24 protein-coding genes and 1 tRNA gene are annotated in these 22,584 nt (G+C 41.6%); 13 read left to right on the forward strand and 12 right to left on the reverse strand.

Annotation, left to right across the window (positions count from 1 at the left end):
* Positions 1–549: 549 nt before the first annotated feature.
* The 4 genes from BLS59_RS29325 to BLS59_RS29340 form a co-directional block, all read right to left on the reverse strand.
* Positions 550–861: a hypothetical protein gene (locus tag BLS59_RS29325; protein WP_091157020.1), complete on the reverse strand. Its 312-nt coding sequence runs from the start codon at positions 859–861 to the stop codon at positions 550–552.
* Complete coding sequence (locus tag BLS59_RS29330) at positions 858–1,121, reverse strand: helix-turn-helix domain-containing protein (RefSeq protein ID WP_091157024.1); 264 nt, start codon at positions 1,119–1,121, stop codon at positions 858–860. The genes BLS59_RS29325 and BLS59_RS29330 overlap by 4 nt, the downstream gene beginning before the upstream one ends.
* A 17-nt stretch (positions 1,122–1,138) precedes the next feature.
* Positions 1,139–1,261, reverse strand: coding sequence for a hypothetical protein (locus BLS59_RS32625; protein ID WP_317039800.1), 123 nt, complete (start codon positions 1,259–1,261; stop codon positions 1,139–1,141).
* A 317-nt stretch (positions 1,262–1,578) separates the two neighbouring features.
* Positions 1,579–2,364 carry a hypothetical protein gene (locus BLS59_RS29340; protein WP_091157028.1) on the reverse strand — a complete coding sequence of 262 codons (786 nt, stop codon included), beginning with the start codon at positions 2,362–2,364 and terminating at the stop codon, positions 1,579–1,581.
* A gap of 115 nt (positions 2,365–2,479) precedes the next feature.
* Between BLS59_RS29340 and BLS59_RS29345 the strand changes: the two genes are divergently transcribed.
* On the forward strand, positions 2,480–2,776 hold the full coding sequence (locus BLS59_RS29345; protein ID WP_143014276.1) for a hypothetical protein: 297 nt from the start codon (positions 2,480–2,482) through the stop codon (positions 2,774–2,776).
* Positions 2,683–3,717: an alpha/beta hydrolase-fold protein gene (locus BLS59_RS29350; protein WP_240315382.1), complete on the forward strand. Its 1,035-nt coding sequence runs from the start codon at positions 2,683–2,685 to the stop codon at positions 3,715–3,717. The genes BLS59_RS29345 and BLS59_RS29350 overlap by 94 nt, the downstream gene beginning before the upstream one ends.
* A gap of 67 nt (positions 3,718–3,784) precedes the next feature.
* On the opposite strand, the gene BLS59_RS29355 is transcribed toward BLS59_RS29350, so the two are convergent.
* Both BLS59_RS29355 and BLS59_RS29360 read right to left on the reverse strand, forming a co-directional pair.
* On the reverse strand, positions 3,785–5,002 hold the full coding sequence (locus BLS59_RS29355) for a site-specific integrase (RefSeq protein ID WP_091157039.1): 1,218 nt from the start codon (positions 5,000–5,002) through the stop codon (positions 3,785–3,787).
* 250 nt (positions 5,003–5,252) lie between these two features.
* Positions 5,253–5,340 (reverse strand) — tRNA-Ser (locus tag BLS59_RS29360).
* 263 nt (positions 5,341–5,603) lie between these two features.
* Between BLS59_RS29360 and BLS59_RS29370 the strand changes: the two genes are divergently transcribed.
* Entirely contained in the window at positions 5,604–6,575 is a 972-nt protein-coding gene (locus BLS59_RS29370; RefSeq protein WP_091157047.1) for a polyprenyl synthetase family protein, read from the forward strand.
* A gap of 63 nt (positions 6,576–6,638) precedes the next feature.
* Positions 6,639–7,430 carry a diadenylate cyclase CdaA gene (cdaA, locus tag BLS59_RS29375; RefSeq protein WP_091157052.1) on the forward strand — a complete coding sequence of 264 codons (792 nt, stop codon included), beginning with the start codon at positions 6,639–6,641 and terminating at the stop codon, positions 7,428–7,430.
* A 5-nt stretch (positions 7,431–7,435) separates the two neighbouring features.
* On the opposite strand, the gene BLS59_RS29380 is transcribed toward cdaA, so the two are convergent.
* Positions 7,436–7,813, reverse strand: a complete 378-nt coding sequence (locus BLS59_RS29380; protein ID WP_091157054.1) for a hypothetical protein — start codon at positions 7,811–7,813, stop codon at positions 7,436–7,438.
* 192 nt (positions 7,814–8,005) lie between these two features.
* Between BLS59_RS29380 and frr the strand changes: the two genes are divergently transcribed.
* Positions 8,006–8,569, forward strand: coding sequence for a ribosome recycling factor (gene frr, locus BLS59_RS29385; protein ID WP_091157056.1), 564 nt, complete (start codon positions 8,006–8,008; stop codon positions 8,567–8,569).
* A 73-nt stretch (positions 8,570–8,642) separates the two neighbouring features.
* The gene (locus tag BLS59_RS29390; protein ID WP_091157059.1) at positions 8,643–10,406 is read left to right on the forward strand and encodes an ABC transporter ATP-binding protein; all 1,764 of its coding nucleotides are present in this window, start codon (positions 8,643–8,645) and stop codon (positions 10,404–10,406) included.
* Positions 10,407–10,500: 94 nt separating this feature from the next.
* Here the strand turns inward: BLS59_RS29390 and BLS59_RS29395 are convergent, their stop codons facing one another.
* From BLS59_RS29395 to BLS59_RS29405, 3 genes are read right to left on the reverse strand one after another with little or no spacing between them, the layout of a single operon-like run.
* On the reverse strand, positions 10,501–11,301 hold the full coding sequence (locus BLS59_RS29395) for an ABC transporter permease (RefSeq protein ID WP_091157062.1): 801 nt from the start codon (positions 11,299–11,301) through the stop codon (positions 10,501–10,503).
* 3 nt (positions 11,302–11,304) lie between these two features.
* Complete coding sequence (locus tag BLS59_RS29400; protein ID WP_091157065.1) at positions 11,305–12,204, reverse strand: ABC transporter ATP-binding protein; 900 nt, start codon at positions 12,202–12,204, stop codon at positions 11,305–11,307.
* Positions 12,198–12,410 (reverse strand): hypothetical protein, encoded by a 213-nt coding sequence (locus BLS59_RS29405; protein ID WP_091157069.1) that lies wholly within the window; start codon positions 12,408–12,410, stop codon positions 12,198–12,200. The genes BLS59_RS29400 and BLS59_RS29405 overlap by 7 nt, the downstream gene beginning before the upstream one ends.
* A gap of 235 nt (positions 12,411–12,645) precedes the next feature.
* On the opposite strand from BLS59_RS29405, the gene BLS59_RS29410 reads away from it, so the two are divergent.
* Positions 12,646–13,698, forward strand: coding sequence for a sensor histidine kinase (locus tag BLS59_RS29410; RefSeq protein WP_091157072.1), 1,053 nt, complete (start codon positions 12,646–12,648; stop codon positions 13,696–13,698).
* 51 nt (positions 13,699–13,749) lie between these two features.
* Entirely contained in the window at positions 13,750–14,475 is a 726-nt protein-coding gene (locus BLS59_RS29415; protein ID WP_091157075.1) for a LytR/AlgR family response regulator transcription factor, read from the forward strand.
* A 454-nt stretch (positions 14,476–14,929) separates the two neighbouring features.
* Here BLS59_RS29415 and BLS59_RS29420 read toward each other — a convergent pair whose 3' ends face one another.
* The gene (locus tag BLS59_RS29420) at positions 14,930–16,291 is read right to left on the reverse strand and encodes an OmpA family protein (RefSeq protein WP_091157078.1); all 1,362 of its coding nucleotides are present in this window, start codon (positions 16,289–16,291) and stop codon (positions 14,930–14,932) included.
* 148 nt (positions 16,292–16,439) lie between these two features.
* Between BLS59_RS29420 and BLS59_RS29425 the strand changes: the two genes are divergently transcribed.
* On the forward strand, positions 16,440–17,729 hold the full coding sequence (locus tag BLS59_RS29425) for an aminopeptidase P N-terminal domain-containing protein (protein WP_091157082.1): 1,290 nt from the start codon (positions 16,440–16,442) through the stop codon (positions 17,727–17,729).
* A 42-nt stretch (positions 17,730–17,771) separates the two neighbouring features.
* Here BLS59_RS29425 and meaB read toward each other — a convergent pair whose 3' ends face one another.
* Positions 17,772–18,665, reverse strand: coding sequence for a methylmalonyl Co-A mutase-associated GTPase MeaB (gene meaB / locus BLS59_RS29430; RefSeq protein WP_240315379.1), 894 nt, complete (start codon positions 18,663–18,665; stop codon positions 17,772–17,774).
* A gap of 137 nt (positions 18,666–18,802) precedes the next feature.
* Between meaB and BLS59_RS29435 the strand changes: the two genes are divergently transcribed.
* Genes BLS59_RS29435 through BLS59_RS29450 form a run of 4 tightly spaced genes read left to right on the forward strand, consistent with a single transcriptional unit; the run spans position 18,803 to position 22,513 of the window.
* Positions 18,803–19,774, forward strand: a complete 972-nt coding sequence (locus BLS59_RS29435) for a glycosyltransferase family 9 protein (RefSeq protein WP_240315380.1) — start codon at positions 18,803–18,805, stop codon at positions 19,772–19,774.
* A gap of 13 nt (positions 19,775–19,787) precedes the next feature.
* Positions 19,788–20,780 (forward strand): glycosyltransferase family 2 protein, encoded by a 993-nt coding sequence (locus BLS59_RS29440; RefSeq protein WP_162842809.1) that lies wholly within the window; start codon positions 19,788–19,790, stop codon positions 20,778–20,780.
* Positions 20,780–21,595: a hypothetical protein gene (locus BLS59_RS29445; protein ID WP_091157091.1), complete on the forward strand. Its 816-nt coding sequence runs from the start codon at positions 20,780–20,782 to the stop codon at positions 21,593–21,595. The genes BLS59_RS29440 and BLS59_RS29445 overlap by 1 nt, the downstream gene beginning before the upstream one ends.
* Before the next feature lie 6 nt (positions 21,596–21,601).
* Positions 21,602–22,513 (forward strand): glycosyltransferase family 2 protein, encoded by a 912-nt coding sequence (locus tag BLS59_RS29450; RefSeq protein ID WP_091157094.1) that lies wholly within the window; start codon positions 21,602–21,604, stop codon positions 22,511–22,513.
* Positions 22,514–22,584: the final 71 nt, after the last annotated feature.

Genomic DNA, 22,584 nt, shown 5'->3' on the forward strand with positions numbered 1-22,584 from the left:
TAAGTATCCCCGGAGGATACGCAAAACCCCATTTGCAGCGCAAATGCAAGCAAAGCAGGGCCACTGCCCAGCTTCCGCTTGCTCCTTTTCTTTTGCAAGAAAAGGACAACTGTTTCCGCCATGCCGAAACCTTTTGGCCTTGACGGTACAGCTGCTCGTCAAAAGCCGCTCTGATAAAAAAAATGAAGAAATAATTTGCATTTCATAATAGTATCTGGCTCCCCTTACAGGCCAGGGGCCTGTTCCGCTATCGGTATATATGGCTATAGCCATATATACGAGGCTGTTAAAGCAGCACCTTTGGTGCTGCTACCGCCAAAAGCGGCCTGCCGCTTTCGCGGTTTTTCGATAATCGCTATTGCGATTATCGGGCAGTTCAAACGGTGGCACCACAGGTGCCGCCCGTTGTATCCGGCGGCTTGCCACCGGTGCTGTTATACACCCGCTCGCGGGTGTCGGTCTTTCAACATACCACTCGCGGTATCTCTGATCTGCCCTTTACTCTTTTAGATGCAGCACCTTTGATGCTGGATGTGGGCGTAGCGATTATTAGCCCGACCTATCCGGCCAGTAAACCAAACTGCCCTTTGTCGGATGGTAGGATGGCTGGTAACGGATGTAACCAAACTCGTCCAGTTCCCGGACACATTTGTGATAGGTCGCTACCGATGCGATCCGGCTGTAAGCCATCAGGATTTTCCGGTTAACAGAAAACGGATTTTCAAATCCGCTCCGCTGCCAGCAGACGAACAGGCCAGTGAACAGGCTCACATGGGTGGCCAGCATTCTGTCGTCTGCGCTCATACGCCTGACCCATCGGCTATAGTCGGCTGCTTCCCGGTGGACTATTGCTGGTATCATGATTGGCCTCCCTCTAATAACCTGGTAATGTCCTCCAACTTATAGTACATCATTCCGCCGATCTTTGTATAACAGAGCGTTCCGTTGATCCGCAGATTTTGCAGAGTGCCCGGTGAGATATTGAGCAGCTTACGCACTTCTGCGCTTTTGAGCCACTGTTTAGCCTGTCCTTGTTCCGGGTTCGTTAACTGTTTGATTGCGCTAAGCAACTTGTTCTCTAATTGATTTAAATCCTCTTTAGTGATGATCTCCACATTCATAGTCTTTCCTTCTTTAATTAATCTGTAATTTTTTGCTGCATGATTTTCAGCACTTCGCTCTTTTTGAAATACACCCGCTTGTGTAGGCGCAAAAAGGGCAGGCCCTTTTTCATCCAATCGGTAAGTGTCACAAGCGACACGCCCAACTCGGCGGCCAGTTCCTGCTTGGACAATAGCCGTTCTTCGGCTGCCCTTTGCTGGCTGCCATTAGTTATGTTGTTGTAGTTCTGCCCTTACTGCATCCCTGATGCAATGACTAAGAGCTTCGGTGTTGATAATTTCCATAGCCTTTGTTTTGGGACAAAAGAATGCTATGAAACCGGCTTTTTGTTACCACGGCGTCTGCGTGGTAAATTTGAAGTGATTTGGATATGCCTGTATTGGTGAATTAAATAACTCAATATCAATTTAATATGGAATTGACGCTTTTGCAGATGCTAAATATACAGCAAAGGGATTATTTTCGTTTTTTAACCGGAGCTATGGTGTAAAGTTTGTGTTTTTCAGGGATTTCATTTTCCCTTTTTAAAGGGTCTTTGGGGTCAAGGCCCCTCAAATAATACCTTAACCTGTCTATTTTTATTTCTTTGGCCTGCCCTTTATTTTCCTCGTCAATCTCCCGGAAGTACTTGCTGATCATCTTGGCCCAGGCGTTTTGTGCAGGGGTGATTAACAATTCTTTGCCATCGGTAGCTTTCAATTTTTGCATTTGCAGGCAGAGGTCGAGCACGGCCAACGCCTGACCATCCCTAATGATGATATAACCATCTGTCTCCCAGACGCGGTTTTCTTTCAGTTCCGCTTCTAAATCTGCCACCTGTTGTTTAAGCGCAATGATTTCAAACTCCTGCTGTGCAATGACCGTATCGTTGGATTTATGGACATTCCAGCGGTCAACAGAAATCAGCATTTCTGTAAACTTTTGCAGTTGTTTTATCTGCCGCTCGTTTTCGATGTGATCTTTATCGTAAATGTTTTTTCCCATCAACACCTTTAACTGCCGTTCGATCAAACCCCACAAATACTTAAAGAATATTTCTTCACTGCCATCTGAATGTTTTTCCAAATAATAATCCAGGTGGCGTTGGTAAAATTCTTCAATTCGGTCTTCACTGATAGCAAACGCCCTTTTAAAAAGGTGCTTCAAAAAATGTTTACGATCCCATTGCAAGGGATTGCCAATGTCCAGTGTATCCTTTGAAAAGTCAAAACGATCACGCGGTTTAAAATAGGTGACGCTCATAAGTAGATAGATATATTCAAAAATAATGCTTTATTATAAATATCAGAAAAGCAACAAGGGCGACCAAACGAATGACCGCCCTTGTTAATGATTGGGTTATAAATATACAAACGGCGTGAGAATTACAATTTTTCTGCCCGAGGACTTGTATTTTAGCACCAAATATCCGGATATAAAAAAATGGGGTTTACTTTGTGTCATTGCAAATGTCATCGGCACACTCGGGGCATTTGCCCAAGCTAATGATTTAGAACTTTATGAAAAGCCCATAACTGCCAAGATTTCTTCGGCGGTTTTTGATAAGGATAGGGATGTGAAATTTACTTACCCTCTGCTTATAAAAATACCACTGTTGACTATCCTTTACTTTACGTCCTTGACGGACAAAGAAAGGAACTGGAAACCTTTGTAGTTTCAACTACGAATTACCTTGTCAGGTATAATACTGTTCCTGCATTTATAATAATTGTTATACCGCAGGTTAACCGGGCTGTAGAACTTAATCCGGCAATGTCTGGAAATAAGATCAATGGCGTAAGCGGCGTAGATGGATTTTTAGCTTACCTGAGCGATATAAACCGCTATATGCATAAAACATATAGAGCTGCAAACTTCAATATGTTATTTGGGCATTCTTTAGGTGGCACATTAGCAACCTATGCATTGCTTAATAAACCAGAATTGTTTAATGCCTACCCGATCGCCAGTCCAAACTATAATATTAACAATGGGAATTTTCACAAGTCCCTCGATATGATTCTCAAAGAAAAGCCTGAAATGATCCGTTCCAGGTTTATTTATTTAACAGTGGGTGACCAGTGGCAAACTGAAAACGGCTTTAGGGCAGGAGATCAAAAAATGGATTCCATTTTTAAATCGTCCTCTTCTCAAAAATACTACTTCAGAGATAGCAAGGGGTACGGGCATAACACCACACCAACTATAGCTTTTGTAGATGGCATGAGCCAAATATTCAGTGAGTGGTGGCATAAAAGCCCGGACTTGCGTGATAGTATTTCAGGCAAGAACGGTGACCCGGCAACATTAGTCAATCAATATTATAAACGACTGTCTAACTGGTATGGCTATACTATTAACCCGAATGCGGGAGATTATCAATATTATATGGGTATAGCATATTTGGAGACTAAGGATTATAAAACAGCAGCGCAATACTTGAATGAGGGGCTAAAACACTATCCTAATAATGCTGACTTACTTGCTGTTTACGGAGATGCTTTATTAGGCCTTAATCAACCTGATAAAGCCAAAGAAAGTTATCGCAAAGCATTGAGAATAACCACCGATCAGGAACTGATAGCCGATATTAATAGAAAATTAAAGGCCATGTGATCTTAAAGCAACAAGGGCGGCCAAATTAATGACCGCCCTTGTTAGATGAAATGGGCAAAGCAATCTGTTACACCGCTGAGTATTTTTGCCTGAGCAAAGCCATGTCCGCACCAACCTTAATATCGAGTATTTTAGCGTAATGCTGCGTGGTTTGAATATTGGTATGGCCTAACATCTTGGAAACAGTTTCAATAGGTACGCCGTTTAAAAGCGTTACAGTCGTGGCAAATGTATGACGGGCAATATGAAAGGTAATCGGTTTATTAATGCCGCATACGTCCGCTATCTCTTTTAAATAGCTGTTCATTTTCTGATTACTCAACACCGGTAAAACCCGTCCGCTGTTCTCACAATGCGGATGATCGGCATAACGTTGTATCAAAGTCATGGCGGCTGGCAATAGCGGGATACGGGATGGTACATCGGTTTTCAACCTATTGATCGAAAGCCACTTTTCGCCATCCACGCCGGTTACGATTTCCCACCTGCGCAACTTCTTCACATCGGCATAGGCCAGTCCAGTAAAACAGCAAAAAAGAAAAATATCGCGCACCTGTGTCAAACGGTCGGTAGCCATATCCTTAACCGCCATTTCCTGTAATTCTTCGGTTGTTAAATAAACCCGGTCAACAGTTTTGATCTTGTTCTTATAGTTTAGGAACGGGTTATAGGTGAGCCAACGGTTAGCCAGGCAAATACGGATGATCTTACCAAAATTTTTAATGTACTTAACGGCAGAATTATTAGCGCATTTTCTTTCGGAACGCAAATAAAACTCATACTCCGTAATAAAGGCGTGGTCAACTTGCTTGATGTCAATATCGGTGAGGTTATACTTCCACTTTAAAAAGTTCTGAGTATGCTTTAAAGAGGTTTTATATCGGCATAAAGTACCTTTGGTGTATTCCTTACCTAAGAGGGCTTCCATTTTTTGATTATGCTCCGTAAAAATAGCAATCAGGGAGCGGGGCTTTTCGGTCTTGCCCATAAACTTATTGCGGATGGTTTCAGCAGTGATAAGCACGTCCGTTTCGGTTAACTGTCGGTATGCCTCATAGACTTTGCTTTGCAGATCGTCTAAATAAGCATTAAAGGATTTTACTTCTTCCTTCGTGCCTTTTTGGCGGCCTGCGGCACTGTTCCATTGCGCGGGTTCACATTCCCGGCCTGACGGGGTTTCAGAACGTTTACCGTTCACGGTAATACGCACCCATATCGGCATAGGGCCGCTTACATAGTTTTTTGGCTTCCTGATGTAGAATAACAAACTGAATTTAGTTTTCATAATAATAACATTAAAAGTGAAACAAAACTAAGTCTGCAATTAACTTTCGTCAAGATGTTTAGTGATTGAACATGCTGATAATTAAAGAGATATATCAAATTCGGTGCGTAGGGTATAACTGGAAAATGACGCACCGAAATACGCACTTTTTTGTTGCTAATTGGTGCATAAATTGGGAGTTTGGCATCAAAACAAAAGCCCGCAATCATTTGATTTGCAGGCTTTTAGCTGTTTTTGACAGGGTTATTCGCGGAGAGGGAGGGATTCGAACCCTCGATACCCTTTTGAAGTATACACACTTTCCAGGCGTGCTCTTTCGACCACTCAGACACCTCTCCCGGCGTTAAATGGATTGCAAAGGTAAAATAATATTGCTTTTTCCTGCTAATAAAAAAGCGGACCCTTTTCAAGGGGCCCGCTCTCACGAAAACTTTAACTCAACTTATGTAAATATGGCACTCATTGGTATAGAGTATAATATTTGCCTTTGGTTTAATTTGAGTAAAAATAAATTACGTGTTAATGCAGATAAACATTTTTAGCTTATGTTTGCCTTGTACTGCCACAAGGCCGTTTTACACTAAAAACCTTGTTTAGTTTAATGCTGAGCATCAACGACATTAAGAAACCCATCGCTGCCGATATTGATGTATTTGAGGAGAAGTTTAAAACTTCTATGCAAAGCTCGGTACCCTTGCTTGATCGTATTACCCATTACATTGTTAAGCGCAAGGGTAAGCAGATTAGGCCGATGTTTGTTTTTTTTGCGGCCAGCATTTGCGGCGGTATCAATGAAGCTACCCACAGGGGCGCAGCTTTGGTGGAGTTGCTGCACACGGCATCACTGGTGCATGATGATGTGGTTGATAACTCTTACCAGCGCCGCGGTTTTTTCTCCATTAACGCTTTATGGAAAAATAAGATAGCCGTTTTAGTGGGCGATTACCTGCTCTCGAAAGGGTTGTTACTTTCTATCGATAATAATGATTTTCAGCTGCTGCGCATCGTATCAGACGCGGTTAAGCAAATGAGCGAGGGCGAACTGATGCAGATTGAAAAGGTACGCCGCATGGATATTGGCGAGCCTGTTTATTACGAGGTTATCCGCCAGAAAACGGCTTCGCTTATTGCCTCATGCTGCGCATGTGGGGCATCATCTGCCGGGGCAAGCGACGAGGTGGTTGAAAAAATGCGACTTTTTGGCGAAAAAATAGGCATCGCATTCCAGATCAAGGATGATATGTTTGATTTTGGTACCGACGACGTAGGCAAGCCTCTTGGTATCGACATCAAGGAAAAGAAAGTTACGCTGCCGCTGATCTACTCGCTGGCGAATGTGGATTCGTCCGAAAAGAAAAGGATCATTAACCTGGTGAAGAACCATAATGATGATGCCGCCAAAATTGCACAGATAGTAAAATTTGTGAACGAAACCGGCGGTTTGCAATATGCCGAAACGCAGATGAAAAAATACCAGGACGAAGCTTTTACTATTCTTAATACCTTCCCCGAGAGCGAATCGCGCCGCAGTCTGGAGCAATTGGTACGCTTTACTACCGAGCGCAACAAGTAATTCAACTGCTTATCATCTCCATTTATTGAATTTGTGATTTACCGAAACTTGTTAACTTCGTAAATGCAATCTTTATATTCCAGCTTTCCAAAAATTACATTTTTTGTAGTGCTTGATGTACTGTTGGTGGCTTTTCTTATTTACCAGCTGTATAATCTTATCCGTGGTACCATTGCCGCTAATATATTTATTGGTTTCGCGGTAATTTTTGGGCTCAACTTTGTAGTTAAGGCGCTGGATATGAAACTGCTTACCATTATACTGGGTAAGTTTGTGGATGTTGGTATTATTGCCATAATAGTGGTTTTCCAGCAGGAGGTGCGGCGGTTTTTGCTGCTGGTTGGTAAAAATGCATCATTGCAGCGCAACAAGGCCTGGTGGCAGTATTTTTTTGGCAAAAAAGATGTGGAGAAAAACAACTACGCCCGCATTAAACCCATTATTGATGCCTGCAAAAGCATGAAGCAAACCCGTACGGGCGCGCTTATTGTATTTGCCAAATACTACGACGAACAATTTTACCAGAACAGCTGCGAGGTGGTAGAGGCACGCATCTCCAAACGGTTACTGGAAAGTATCTTTCAAAAAACCAGTCCGCTGCATGATGGGGCTGTTGTGATATCCGAGAATAAAATTAAATCGGCCAGTTGTATTTTGCCGCTTACCGAAAAAACTGACCTTCCCGCACAATTCGGACTAAGACATAGGGCAGGTATTGGTGTTACCGAGGCCAATGAAGCCACTGCCATCATCATATCCGAAGAAACCGGCGAAATTTCTTACGCCAAACAAGGCCGCGTAAAAATGAACATCAGCTTTGCCGAACTGGAAAAAGTACTCAACAAGGATTTTTAACCCAATTAAGGTGTTATTTTAACAGGAACGGGATCTGTTTTTTGGGATTTAGTATTATTGGGGTTTATAATATCGTACTTCTTAATCAGCATGGTATAGTGCATACCGTGCTCACCCAATTTTGCAATCGGCATCCTATCCAGCGAGCTTACACCAATAACCGGCATTTTGCTGTAGATGGTTTCTTTGCTGATGCTGTTGTCAAATAATCCGTTTATAACATTATCCTGTATGCCCGGTATAAATTTCGACAGGCTGCTATCTGGTTTTAGCTGGTATGATTTCTCTGGCGTTTTATTACCCAGTTTAGGCACAACCACAATTTGAGCTTTTAACTGGCCAATGCAGGCGGCCAGGATAATTAAAAGTGATATTTTTTTCATGGCGAGGTAGTTTACACTAATATACTAACAAACAATAAATGAAAGTGTTAAAAAAAGTTATTTAACATTTTAACCCAAAACATACCGATGTTTGCAGGGTTTATATGCCGGTTGTTATGGTAAACATATTACTCCAACATCTGGTGACGGTAAAATGATAGATTTTATTATTTTTGTGAAAAATTAAAACCAATGAGCGAACTCATTAAAAAACAAGTGAACGATGCCAAGGCCAATATGGATAAAGCCATTGAGCATGCGGACAGCGAATTAAACAAAATACGTGCTGGCAAAGCAAACCCATCTATATTAGATGATATTAAGGTTGATTATTATGGTACCCCAACGGCTTTAAGCCAGGTTGGTAGTGTAAACACGCCAGATGCCCGCACTATTGTTGTACAGCCATGGGAAAAATCATTGCTTATACCTATCGAAAAAGCAATTAAAGAATCAAACCTTGGTTTAAATCCGCAGAATGATGGTATCATCATCCGTATTAACGTACCACCGTTAACTGAAGAGCGTCGCCGCGATTTGGTTAAAAGGGCTAAAGGCGAGGCTGAAACTGGAAAAGTTGCTATCCGCAATATCCGTAAAGATGCCAACGAAAAAATTAAAAAATTAAAAACCGAAGGCGTTTCAGAAGATGAAATTAAAGTAGGCGAAGCTGAAGTACAGAAACTTACCGATGCTTACATTATCAGGGTTGATCAGCTTTCTGAAGCTAAGGAAAAAGATATCATGACGGTTTAATATTAACCTTATGTCAAATTAAAAGGGAATGAGCTACTTAGCCATTCCCTTTTTTTATTTTTGCTGTTGAAACATGAATGTATTAATTTCCTACTTAAAAAAACACCGCTGGATTGTAGTGCTGGCACTGCTAATGGCGGCCATGAATATCGGCTTCTCGCTGCTTGATCCCTGGATAACCGGTCGTATAGTTGACAGGGTGATCGAAAAACGCACCAACCTGCAATACGAGGAATACCTGCACCAGGTATTGCTGTTGGTTGGGGCGGCCATTGGTGTTGCCATGGTATCGCGGATAGCAAAAAACTTCCAGGATTATTTTACCAATATTATTACCCAAAAAGTGGGTGCCGAAATGTATGCCGATGGTTTGCGCCATTCGCTGGAATTGCCTTACCAGGTTTTTGAAGATCAGCGCAGCGGCGAAACATTGGGCATTTTGCAAAAAGTACGGTTGGATTGCGAAAAGTTTATCACCTCCTTCATCAGCATATTATTTGTATCACTCATTGGGATGATGTTTGTAATTGTGTATTCGGTAAGTGTCAATTACCAGGTAACGCTGGTTTACTTTGCCGCTATACCTATTATCACTTTTGTGAGTATGGCCATGAGCCGCAAAATAAAAACCATTCAAAAGCGCATCGTATCAGAAACTACCGCGCTGGCAGGTTCCACAACCGAATCGTTAAGGAACATTGAACTGGTAAAAAGCCTGGGCCTTGCCAAGCAGGAAATTGAACGCCTTAATAATACCACCTACAAGATCCTTGATCTGGAACTTAAAAAGGTAAAATACGTGCGCAGCATGAGCTTTGTACAGGGTACCACGGTAAACTTTGTGCGTAGTGTTATGGTGGTGGTTTTACTGTTGCTGATATTTAAAGGTACATTATCGCCGGGGCAGTATTTTAGCTTCCTGTTCTACTCTTTCTTTTTATTTAATCCGTTACAGGAGCTTGGTAACGTAATATTATCATGGAGAGAAGCCGAGGTGTCGTTAGGTAACTTTAAAGGCATCCTGAGCACGCCAATTGATAAAAAACCCGAGAAGCCTGTACTGCTTGAAAAAGTAAATACGCTAACCTTTAGCGATGTTACCTTTAAGCATTTAACCGCCAACCGCAACGCGCTAAACCATATCAGCTTTGAAACCAATACCGGCGAAACTATTGCCTTTGTTGGTCCGTCGGGCTCTGGTAAAACTACGCTGGTGAAACTGCTGGTTGGTTTGTATCAGCCACTGGAAGGTGATATTTTATACAATAATATTTTAAGCAAGGATATTGATCTTGATCAGCTGCGCGAGAAGATAGGCTTTGTAACCCAGGATACCCAGCTGTTTTCGGGTACCATTCGCGAGAACCTGCTGTTTGTACGCCCCGGTGCTACCGATGAGGAATGTATGGATGTACTGCAGCGTGCCGCCTGCCAAACCCTGCTGGCCCGTGCCGACAATGGCTTGAGCACTGTAATAGGCGAGGGTGGTGTAAAAGTATCCGGCGGAGAAAAACAACGCCTTTCCATTGCCCGTGCGCTGCTGCGCAAACCCGATATTTTGGTGTTCGACGAGGCGACCTCATCCCTGGATTCAATTACCGAAGAAGAGATCACCGAAACCATCCGTAATGTATCGGAGCTTGAAAATCATATCACCATACTTATAGCACACCGCCTATCAACCATTATGCATGCCGATTGTATTTACGTGCTTGAAAAAGGCCGTATCATTGAATCGGGTAGGCACCATGATCTTATAGCTCAAAAAGGGTTGTACTACGCCATGTGGCGCCAGCAAATTGGCGAAAAGTATAGTGCCGAAGAAGTGGTTAAATAATTATTTAATAATTAATGGTGCGGTAGAAGCCCCAACAAAAAAGACGCAAACGCTGCGTCTTTTTTTAATTATGATAGGTTAGTGATTTGAAAAGCTATTTTACGCTGCGTCTTAATACAATAAAGTAACCGGCTATAAATACCGCCACTGCTACGGCCATACTTACATAAACATCTTTGGTAAACATTTCTATACTGATTTGCATATTACCGGCACTGCCTGTGCTATGCGGCATCAGTTTTAAAGCCATCATTGGATGCGAATAAGGAAACAGGTAACAATACTCCCAGCTTTTTGAAGCCAGTATTACACCTGTAATGGTGGCCACAAAGCCAATCCCCATAGGTTTCAAAAAATCGGCCCAAAGCAGGCTTAGCAAAAACTGAATTGATAATATGCCCAAAGCCGAGAGGAATAGTTTAAAGTAAAGCTGCGCAAGTGTACCCTCCATGTGATAATTATCCAAATGCAGATCGGGCTTTACCAAGCCCAGTAAATTACCAAAGCCAATAGTAAACAGCACAAACAGCGCAAGGCATAAGAATATCAGGAACAGCGCGTAAAAGTATTTGGCCGAGTATACCGCCCAGCGTGATATGGGCAGGCTAAACAGGCTTTTCCATGTATCGGCCCGGTGCTCCATGCTATTTACCGAGTAGGCGATAAATATGGTGAACATGGGCAACAGTAATGAACCCATTACGCCTAATATACCACCTGCAAATTGTATCCAAAGCATCATTGGCGGCATACCATGTAAACGCTCGCTTCTTGAATAGAAACCAAAAAATAACAAGGTACAAAGCAATAGCGGCAACAATATAACCGACCAAAATCCCAGCGTTTTGCGGCTTTTATAAAACTCCGAGCGGAATGATAATATAAATCCTTTCATGGCTTAGGCTTTTTGAGTGATATCTAAAAATAGCTTTTCCAGATCCTTTTGCTGTTTGCCTATACTGTAAATGGCGTGGCCATTATTATTCAGTAATGCGTTTATTTCGCTGGTTTGCTGTTTAGTGGTATAGGGTACGTACAGGTAGTTTTCGGTAACATCGGTAACAGTAAAGTTATTGCGGGTAAGCAAATTAGCGGCGTCAACCGTGTTGTTTGTTTCTACGCACACCAATGGCTTGCTCAGGGCCTGCAACTCGCTTATGCTGCCCTGAAATAACAACTCGCCAAAGTTTATGATGCCCACGTGAGTAGCCATACGCTCAATTTCGCCAAGTAAGTGGCTTGATATAAAAACAGTTTTATTGTGCTGGTTCACCAGCTTTATTAATAGCTCGCGGATCTCTATGATCCCATTAGGATCGAGCCCGTTGGTAGGTTCATCAAGTATAAGCAGTTTAGGATCGGCAAGCAACGCCAGTGCAATGCCCAGGCGCTGTTTCATCCCTAAAGAATACTGACCGGCTTTTTTATCGGCAGCGTTTGTTAATTGTACAAGGGCCAGCATTTCATCAACCCGTTTTATGGGTACCTGTAAAAGCAGGGCGCGGTTAAGCAAGTTTTCGCGACCGGATAAATGTTGGTATATGGCGGGCTGCTCAATAAGCGACCCAATTTGTGAAAGTATGCTAATGCGGTTGGTACGAAGATCTTTATCGAAGATGCGGATGCTGCCTTCCTGGGTTTGCAGCAGGTTTAATAGGAGTTTGATAGTAGTGGTTTTCCCGGCACCGTTTGGGCCAAGAAAACCATATATACTTCCTTCGGGAACTTGCAGTGCTAATGATTTAACAACCTGCTGATCGCCGAAGTTGAAGGATAACCCTTCGGTACGAATTACCATACATTATTGTTCTTTGCAACTGAGCAAACAGTTTTAACAAGGGTTACGCCTTTGTAAAACAATGAAGTAGCATGTTTGGCAGATGTGCCAATTACAGCCGATTCCCTTTTTTGTTCAAACTGGTAGCTTACACCTAATATAAGGGCAAACATTACCGGTACCAATAACATGATAAAAGGGTTTGAATTTTTGATGAGCGTTTTCATTGTGAGTGATTTGATAGAACAAAGAAATGTCAAAAAAACCACCTGCTAAAAAGTATTAGACCAACACACCGAGTTTATAGATGAACAGGTTTTTAGGCAAATCAACCCGTTCATCGGTAGTAAACGCCCGTTCATCGATAAAATGGATTGCTACATATAAATATATGCCCTTATAACAATCAAAATATTAAATTAGATGCCATTAAACCTTTTATAAAAGGTATAATTGAACAGCATGCAAGATCAGATCATAGAAGATAAACAATCAACAATTTTAAAAACCGGCTGGCGTGTATTCTGGCATGTATTTTTTTGGCTAGCTATAGTTTCGCTGTTCATTTACCTTGCCAGTACCGATTCTGATTTTAATACCCGCGAACTGCTGATAGTTTTTGTGCTGTATCCTGCCATCAACATCAGTTTGTTTTACCTTAACTTTTTAGTTTACATCCCTAAGTTTTTAAATAAAAAACGATACTGGGCATATGCCTTGTTTATTATAGTTACCATTATTGTTTACGGTCTGGCTAAATATGGCATAGGATTAATTTTTAAGGATGTAGTGCTAACCCATATGAAGGGGAAAACAATCTCCTTTGTATCGTATTTCATTAATACACTATTTGTAAGTCTAATATTTGTGGTGTTAAGCACCGCCCTTAAATTTACTACAGACTGGTTTATAAACGAGCGTGTACAGCGCGACCTGGAAAACCAGCGCCTGAGTGCCGAACTGGCCTTTTTAAAATCGCAGATAAACCCGCACTTTTTGTTTAACTCCTTAAACAGCATTTATTCGCTGGCCTACCAACGATCTGAAACTACGCCCGAGGCTATTTTAAAGCTGTCGGAAATTATGCGTTACATGCTGTATGAGTGTAACGATAACCGGGTTGACCTAAGCAAGGAGCTGCAATACCTGCACAACTATATCGATCTGCAAAAGATCCGCTTTGGCAATAAGGCATTTATTGATTTTAACGTAATTGGCGATGTAACCAACCAGCAAATTGTGCCTTTACTGCTCATAGCCTTTATTGAAAATGCCTTTAAACATGGCGTAGCCAACGATGTAACGTCACCAATAAAATTATTGATTAATGTAGACGCGAGTAAACTGCACTTTTACATACAAAACAAAAAACATAACCATAACCGCGATGCTATTGGCGGTATTGGCTTAAACAATGTACAACGACGGCTTAACCTGCTTTATCCTAATAAATACACTTTAAACATACGGGATGAGGAGGATACTTATACCTGCGAACTATCAATAACGTTATAGCGCATATTAAAATATTAGTTTTTAAAACATTAATACACTTATTTTTACAGCATGATCAGATGCCTGGTAGTTGATGATGAGCCTTTAGCGCTGCATATTTTGGAAGATTATATATCCAAAATGCCCTTTTTGCAATTGGTGAAAGCCACAACCAATCCCATTGAAGCGCTTACGCTGGTGCAGGCCGGCGAAGCCGACCTGGTGTTTTTAGATGTGCAGATGCCAGAGCTTACAGGAATTCAGTTTTTAAAAATTGCCAACGGTAAGGCTAAAGTGATATTAACTACCGCCTACCCGCAATACGCGCTGGAAGGTTACGAGCTTGATGTGGTTGATTACCTGCTGAAACCAATAGCGTTCGACAGGTTTTTTAAATCGGTACAAAAGGCGCAAACCATTATACAGCCGGTTACCAAAAACGTTGTACAGGCCGAACCCATGCAGCAGGACGATTTCTCCACCGATTTTATTTTTGTAAAAACCGAACACAAGATACAAAAGGTATATCTGCACGATATTTTGTTTATTGAAGGCCTGAAAGATTATATATCCATATTTACACCCGCCGAGCGTATCATTACCCTGCAAGGCATGAAAAAGATGGAAGATGCCCTGCCCGAAAAACACTTTGTACGGGTACACAAATCATACATTGTAGCGCTTAATAAAATAGATAGTATTGAACGCAGCCGCATCCAAATCGGCGATAAAATTATTCCTGTAGGCGATACCTATCGCGATGAGTTCTTCAGGATTATTGAGGATAAGAATATTTAGAAGCGCCCGGCTATTGTCGCTAATTACGAACAGGTCATTGCCTCGTGCCTTAAATACGTGCGACAGATTATTTGTGATGTGCGGTAGAAGACTTACGAAGTTTTTAAAACTAAGTATGGAATTTTAAAGGCCCTCGGGTTGGGCTCCTTCAGCATGCTTGCGGGTATTACCTCTTTACAATAACGTCATTGCGGGGTACGAAGCAATCCTTAATCATTTTGTCATCCTGAGGTACGAAGGATCTATTAGCGCCTATACAAGCTGGAGAATAGATTCTTCACTACGTTCAGAATGACAAGATTATTAGTTGTTTTACTGCAATGGTATAACTAAGCGATTGCTTCGTATCTCGCAAGAACGGGGGGTAATAAAGACATAGTTGCCAAAAAAAACCGTATAAAACAAAGAAGGCTCCGGGTTATCCGGAGCCTTCGCAAACAATATTTAATTGATATTATTTTTGTTTGAATTGAACACGACGGTTTAATACACGTCCGTCTTCAGTTGAGTTATCAGCAATTGGGTTGGTTTCACCAAAACCTTTTACTTTAACTTTCTTAGCATCAACACCAGAGTTAACTAAGTAAGTTTTTACTGAGTTAGCACGGTCTTTTGATAAAGCGATGTTGTGAGCAGCAGTACCTTCAGATGAAGCGTAACCGTCAACTTCTACACCTTTACCAGAAGCACGCAGGTCAGCAGAAGTAGCATCTAACACTGGGTAAGATGAAGTACGTAATACTGAGCTATCAAATTCAAACTGGATGTTTGAGTAAGCAGTACCAACAGCTTTAGCAACAGTATCAGCTTTAGGGAATACGATAACGCAACCTGAACCATCAACTACGCTACCTGCAGCAGTACCTGGGCATTTGTCAAACTGATCAGCAACACCGTCACCATCTGAATCTTTTTTCAAGTCGCTAACAGCAGTTTCAACATTTGTTACACGGCCTTTTAAAGCTTCAACTTCCTGACGTAAAGCTGCATCATACAGTTCATCATACATTGTAGCAATAGGATTAACCCAGTCGATATTCTTTTTCGAGCTTGAACCTAAAGTTAACTCTAAACCACCGTAAGCATATGCGTAATGATCTTTGTATGATTGACCACCTCTTATGGTATGGAAACCACTGAAGTTAGTACCATCAATAAAGTTAACTGTGTAACCAAGGTTTAATGCAAGAGCGTCAGAAAGTCTGATTTTAGCACCTGCACCTACTGGTATAACTAATTCTTTAACATAATGTTTAGAACCATCTGTATTGCTATAAGTCTTAGGAGCGCCAGTGTTATCAACAAAAGTAGGATGATAAAAAGCTAAACCAGCACCTGCGGTTCCGAAGAAGTTTATACCATTTTTGCGATGTAAGAAGCTAACACTTCCAACTTGATATACACCACTTAAAGTTCCTGAGTAAAAAGTTGTTTCAAAGCTGTTACCATCAAATCCTCTTCCAACTGTGGTACCGTCTTTGGTGTTATCACCTTTAACTTTTCCACCGTGGAAATCTAATTGTAATCCGAATGAATGAGATAACTCTTGTCTCAATGATAAACCGTAACCAAGGGCCGGTTTGAAATGAGATACCGCATCAGTACCTGCAGGGATAAGGGCAGATGTAACGCCAGCGTTGATACCGATACTAAAGGTTTTGTACTGTCCTAAACCACCAAATAATTTGGGTGTTGTAGTTTCAGACGAACTTGTAGTTACTGTCTTTGTTGAGTCTGTTTGTGCATTTGCAATGCCAACAGCCATCAAAGAAGCAAATGACAATGCGACTGTTTTCTTTAATGTAGAATAATTCATAGTTTTTAAGATTAAACGATTTTAATTGTGATTTTTTTCAAATTTAGTAATTATGTTTGAAACCATGACCAAACATTGTTCCAAAAATTGTAATAGTTACACAAATAAGTAAAAAAAATTGATTTCTAAAAATAATCAACTCTTAAATATGAAATATTCGCCGATTTCTAAAGCCTTATTTACAAATAATAGAAAAAATTTCGTTTCGCGAACAAAGCCCGGCTCGATTGCCATTTTTTACGCTAATGACGAATATCCACGTAGTGGAGACCAAGCTTTCCTGTTTAAACAAAATCCCGACTTTTTTTATCTCACAGGTATCGACCAGGAACAGAGCATTCTTGTTTTATATCCCGATTGTCCTAATAAGGCATACAAAGAAGTACTTTTTTTAAGACAAACCAGCGAACACATAGCTATTTGGGAAGGGCATAAATATACTAAGGAAGAGGCAAGGGCGGCATCTGGCATCGAAAGCGTTTACTGGCTGCATGAATACGATACTATTTTGCACAGTATAATTACTTATGCCGAGCATATTTATATAAATACCAACGAGAACGACCGCTACGCACACCAGGTTCCTTATCGGGATTTGCGTATGTATGAGGTGCTTAAGGCAAAATATCCATTGCATAAGTATGAGCGTGCGGCGCTTATCCTGCGCGATTTGCGCGTGGTAAAATCTGATATTGAAATTGAGCTTACCCAAAAGGCCTGCGATATTACCAATGATGCTTTTGTACGCGTTTTGAAATTCCTTAAACCCGGTGTTACCGAGTATGAAATTGAGGCCGAGATCATTCACGAGTTTATAAGGCAACGTGCTACGGGCCACGCCTATAGTCCTATCATTGCATCGGGCAAAAATGCCAATGTATTGCATTATGTTGATAATAACCAGGTTTGTAACGATGGCGATGTGGTACTTTTTGACTGGGCTGCCGAATATGCTAACTATAATGCGGATATGAGCCGGTCGGTACCCGTAAACGGGCGTTATACCCCACGTCAGCGGGCTGTTTATGATGCTGTATTACGCGTAATGCGCCAGGCCACAAGCATGATAGTGGCCGGAACTGTTTTGAACGATTACCAGGAAGAGGTTGGCAAAATAATGACCAGTGAATTGGTAGGCCTTGGTTTGCTGGACAGGCATGATGTTGAAAAACAGGACCCTAAAGCACCGCTCTATAAAAAATACTTTATGCACGGTACCTCTCATCACCTTGGTTTGGACGTGCATGATTTTGCAAGCAGATATAAAAACTTTGAGGTTGGTAACATATTAACCTGCGAACCGGGAATTTACATACCCGAAGAAGGTTTAGGCATCCGTATAGAAAACAATATTTTGATAACGGCGGATGGTAACCGCGATCTGATGGCCAATATTCCGGTAGAGGCCGGGCATATTGAGGAAATTATGAATAGTTAACCGCACTTCCCTTTATGAAAAAAGGTTTAAATAGTCAGTTAACTATACATAAGTATCTACAAAACTATACAGATTAAAATCTTTATTATTCAAAGCTTCGGTAACAGCATGCCGGAGCTTTTCTTTGTTGATATGGCGGGTTAAGTTTTGCTGAATAAGTTTGTATGCTTTTTCGGTCAGTAATAGTTCACGGCGTTTGTTGGGCAATATTGCTGATGATTTTATAAATGCTGCTAACCCGGCAATGCCGTTTGCCTGCGAGGCGATGGTTTTGAAAACGGGCGGCTGTTCGCCGTTTTTTTGTGCTATTATCTTTGTTAAATTATTGGCAAAAAGGTCGGCATCTGCCCTGTCGGCTTTGTTAATGATAAAGGCGTCGGCAATTTCCATTAAGCCCGATTTAATATGCTGTATCTCGTCGCCGCCTTCGGGTACCAAAACAACCATGGTAATATCGGCCAGGCCGGCAATTTCAATTTCCGATTGACCAACACCTACGGTTTCTACCAGCACGTAATCAAACCCGGCGGCGCGCAGTACATCGGCCATTTCAATGGTCTTGGCAGATAAACCGCCCAAAGAGCCACGCGTAGCTAATGATCGTATAAAAACATCGGGATGATTAAAGTGCGATGCCATCCTGATCCTGTCGCCCAACAACGATCCAAAGTTAAACGGCGAAGTAGGGTCGATAGCCAAAACGGCTATTTTGCTCCCATCAGTTAACAACAGGTCTATCAGCGAATTTACGAGGGTACTTTTACCGGCTCCGGGCGGGCCGGTTATGCCAATTATGGGCGTAGCCTTATTAAAAGTAAGCGATTTTAAGAGCTCGCGGCTGCCTGCCAAATCATTTTCAACAATAGTAAGTGCGCGCGCAACCTGCTTAAAGTTAGCACAATCAATTACTATAGGTTTATTAAAAGTAGCAGCCACATTAATATTTGTTAACGCAAATGACGAAAAATATCATAACATAAGGCAATTTAATCTTTATTATTGCAGTTGTACAGCTATTAATTGCATCAAAATTGCAGCCATAAGCAAAAATGTCCCTTACTCAACAACCCAAAGTGCAACATATCCTTATAAGCCGCACAGATGCTATTGGCGATGTGGTGCTTACCATGCCCATGGCCGCTTATATAAAAGAATTGATACCCGGCGCTGTTGTATCATTCCTGGGGCGTACTTATACCAAGGCTGTTGTAAATTCTTTTAGCTCGGTAGATATCTTCATTAATTACGATGAAATAAAGAAACTGCCACAGGGCGAACAGGTAAGTTACCTGAAAAGCAAAAAAATAGATACCATAATTCATGTTTTTCCCAGTAAGCATGTGGCAAACATAGCGCGATCGGCAGGCATAAAATTGCGGATTGGCACTACTAACAGGTTGTTTCATTGGTTTACTTGTAATAAACTGGTAAAGTTAAGCCGTAAAAAATCAAATCTGCATGAGGCGCAGCTTAACCTTATATTATTAAATCCATTGGGTTTAAATAATGTGCCTTCGCTGGCGCAGGTAGGTGATCATTACAATTTCGAATGTATCGTCCCATTATCGCCAGAACTATCGGCAGGTTTAAACGCAAACAAGTTTAACCTTATCATCCACCCTAAATCTCATGGGAGCGGTATGGAGTGGGGGCTTGATAATTTTGCCGCATTAATTAATGCTTTGCCTGCCAAGAGGTACAATATTATTATAACAGGATCTGATAAAGAAAAAACGCTATTGGAGAACTGGGTAAAAACGCTTCCAAACCACGTATTGGATATGACAGGTAAAATGACCCTGCCGCAGCTAATTGCCTTTATCAGCAATGCCGATGGATTACTGGCATCGGGCACCGGTCCGTTACACCTCGCGGCAGCATCGGGTATTAATACTTTGGGTTTGTTTCCATCGGTACGGCCAATACACCCAGGCAGGTGGGCACCTGTGGGCAAAAAGGCGGATTATATAGAAAGCAATACCTCCGATTTAACACCCATTACAGTAGCTATAGTGGCCGAAAAGATTAACGGCTGGCACAAATAATACCTTTATGCCAATGCAAAATAATAAAACTAATCCCGGCATATCTGTAGTTATACCTAATTATAATGGCAAAGCTTTGCTGGCTAAAAACCTGCCTTTTGTTTTGGCAGCGCTTAACGCAAGCGGCAGCAATTACGAAATTATTGTACCCGATGATGCATCTACGGATGATAGCGTAGTCTTTTTGCAACAGCAATATCCCCAGGTTGTAGTAATTACAAGCGAGGTTAACAGCGGTTTTTCGGTTAATATTAATAAAGGTATATACGCGGCCAAACTTGATCTGGTATTACTGTTAAATAGCGACATTAAACTGGCCGGCAACTATTTTGAAAGCCAGCTGCGTTATTTTGCCAACGCCGATACGTTTGGCGTAATGGGCATAATTTTAGATGAAACCACTAACGAAGTTGCCGAAGCCTGCAAATACCCGCGCGATTCCTTTTTTAAGATAAATCATATAAAAAACATTGCCATTGAAAGCGATGCCGACGTTTATACTTTTTATTTAAGCGGCGCCAATGCTTTGGTAAACAGACAAAAACTGTTGCAGCTTGGCGGTTTCAACGAAATTTTTTCGCCATTTTATCATGAGGATCTTGATCTTTCCCTGCGGGCCTGGGAAAGCGGCTGGAAATGTTACTACCAAAATGGCGCCGTTTGCTGGCATGCGGTATCGGCAACCATCAAGGCGCATAGCACAAGAAAATACATAAAAACCATCAGCACACGTAACAGGTACCTGTTGCACTATTTTCACCTGAGCGGATTGCGCTTATATTTGTGGCTTGCTATTACCTTTTTATCGTTGAGCGTTAAATGGCTAAGAGGTAAGTTTTATTACTATACCGCATGGCGAATGTTTGTAAAAAAACGGCCGGTTATGCGTGCTTACAAGCAGCAATTTATAAATACAGCCATGGCCAAGGGGAATTATACTCCCTTCATCGCCATAAAGAAAACTATAAAACAAGCGCTTGATAACGCTATTAATTTGAATAAATAATGAACCAGCTGCCCGATTTTATTAAACAGGTTAACCGGTCGGTTTATAAATACAGGTATTCGGTTTGTACGCTGGTCACCCGCAAACAGGAATACCTGGAGATGCTTACCTCCTTTACCGAAGCCGGTTTTACCCCCGATATTTGTGAATACCTTATTGTTGATAACAGCGAAGTGAACCAAATGGATGCCTATGAGGGCATCAACTCTTTTTTACAAAAGGCCAGCGGCGAATACATTATTTTATGCCACCAGGATATTGTACTGATCAATAAAAACAGCAAACAATTGCTGGACGAACAGATAGCCCAAATGGATGCGCGCGACCCCAAATGGGGCGTGCTGGGAAATGCCGGCGGCGCAAATCGCCTTTATAAACGTATGGCCATTAAAATAGCCTACCCTGGTAATGTTATAGATACTCAAGGAACCGTACCACAGGAGGTAGGCTGTATTGACGAGAATTTTATGCTGGTAAAAAACAGCGCCAACCTTGCCCTCTCCGGCGATATTGGCGGTTATCATTTATACGGCTTTGATCTTTGTATGGTGGCAAACCACCTGGGCTACACCGCATGGGTTATTGATTTTCTGTTGATGCATAAAAGCGAAGGCGATGTAAATCAATCATACCATGATATACTAAAACGGGTTAAAGCCAAGTATACTTACTTCATGCGCGGGCGATATGTTAACACCACAATTGCCCGTTTTTACCTGTCGGGATCAAAAATTAAAAATATATTGTTTCATTCACGTGTGTTTCGCCGTATTGTTAAAACTGCCGAAGAGATAAGGTGGAAATTGCGCAATTAGTAATACATGAAACAAGCCCTCGTATCAATAGCCCTTTGTACCTATAATGGCCAAAAATACCTAGCGGAGCAGATAGAAAGCTTGCTGAACCAGAGCTACCGGCATTTTGAGGTTATTATTGTTGATGATTGTTCAACCGACGGCACATTTGCCGTAACCACTGATTTTGCTACCCGCGATGCGCGGATCAAATGTTTCGCCAACGATGTTAATTTAGGCTTCAATAAAAACTTTGAAAAAGCCCTGAACCTATGCACCGGCAATTTTATAGCCATTTGCGATCAGGACGATATTTGGGAGCCGAACAAGATTGAGGTATTGCTGGATGCCATCGGCGACAACTGGATGGTATACTCCAACTCAATTTTTATGAGCGCCGATGGTAAAACTTTTGGGCGCAAACTACTGGAAAACGTTAACCTGCCCGGCAAAAACTATAAAGCCCTGCTGCTCAATAATTATATAAGCGGCCATACGGCCATGTTTAGCCGCGAGTTTTTGAGTTATATACTGCCTTTTCCTGAGCAGGGTTTTTACGATTGGTGGATGGGATTCATAGCTTTGTATCACGAGCGTTTAGCATTTGCCGATGAGGTACTCACAAAATACAGGCAGCACGAACTTGCTGCCACCAATGATACCCGCCTAAGCAAAAGGGGGATAAAGAGGATGTACTTTAACCGGATACTAAACCAGCTCAACGTGTTTTTAACCTATCCCAACTTAAAAAAGGCCGATAGCGATTATATCAATAACCTTAATAATGCGTTTAAACTAAAACTGACTAAAACGTTATCGGCGCCCTTGTTTAAAATTATAGCGGCAGATTATCATTTGCTTTTCCCGTTCCAAAAGGTTTTAAAAAATCTGGCAAAAATCACGTTCGCCATAAAATTTTCAATGGGGCAAAAGGCATAGCAACAGTATACAAACCGCAGACATTTAATTAGCTAATTACTATTAGCTTTGCATTTTTATAAATACTTATA

This window comes from Mucilaginibacter pineti (assembly GCF_900101875.1).
Classification (GTDB): Bacteria; Bacteroidota; Bacteroidia; order Sphingobacteriales; family Sphingobacteriaceae; genus Mucilaginibacter; species Mucilaginibacter pineti.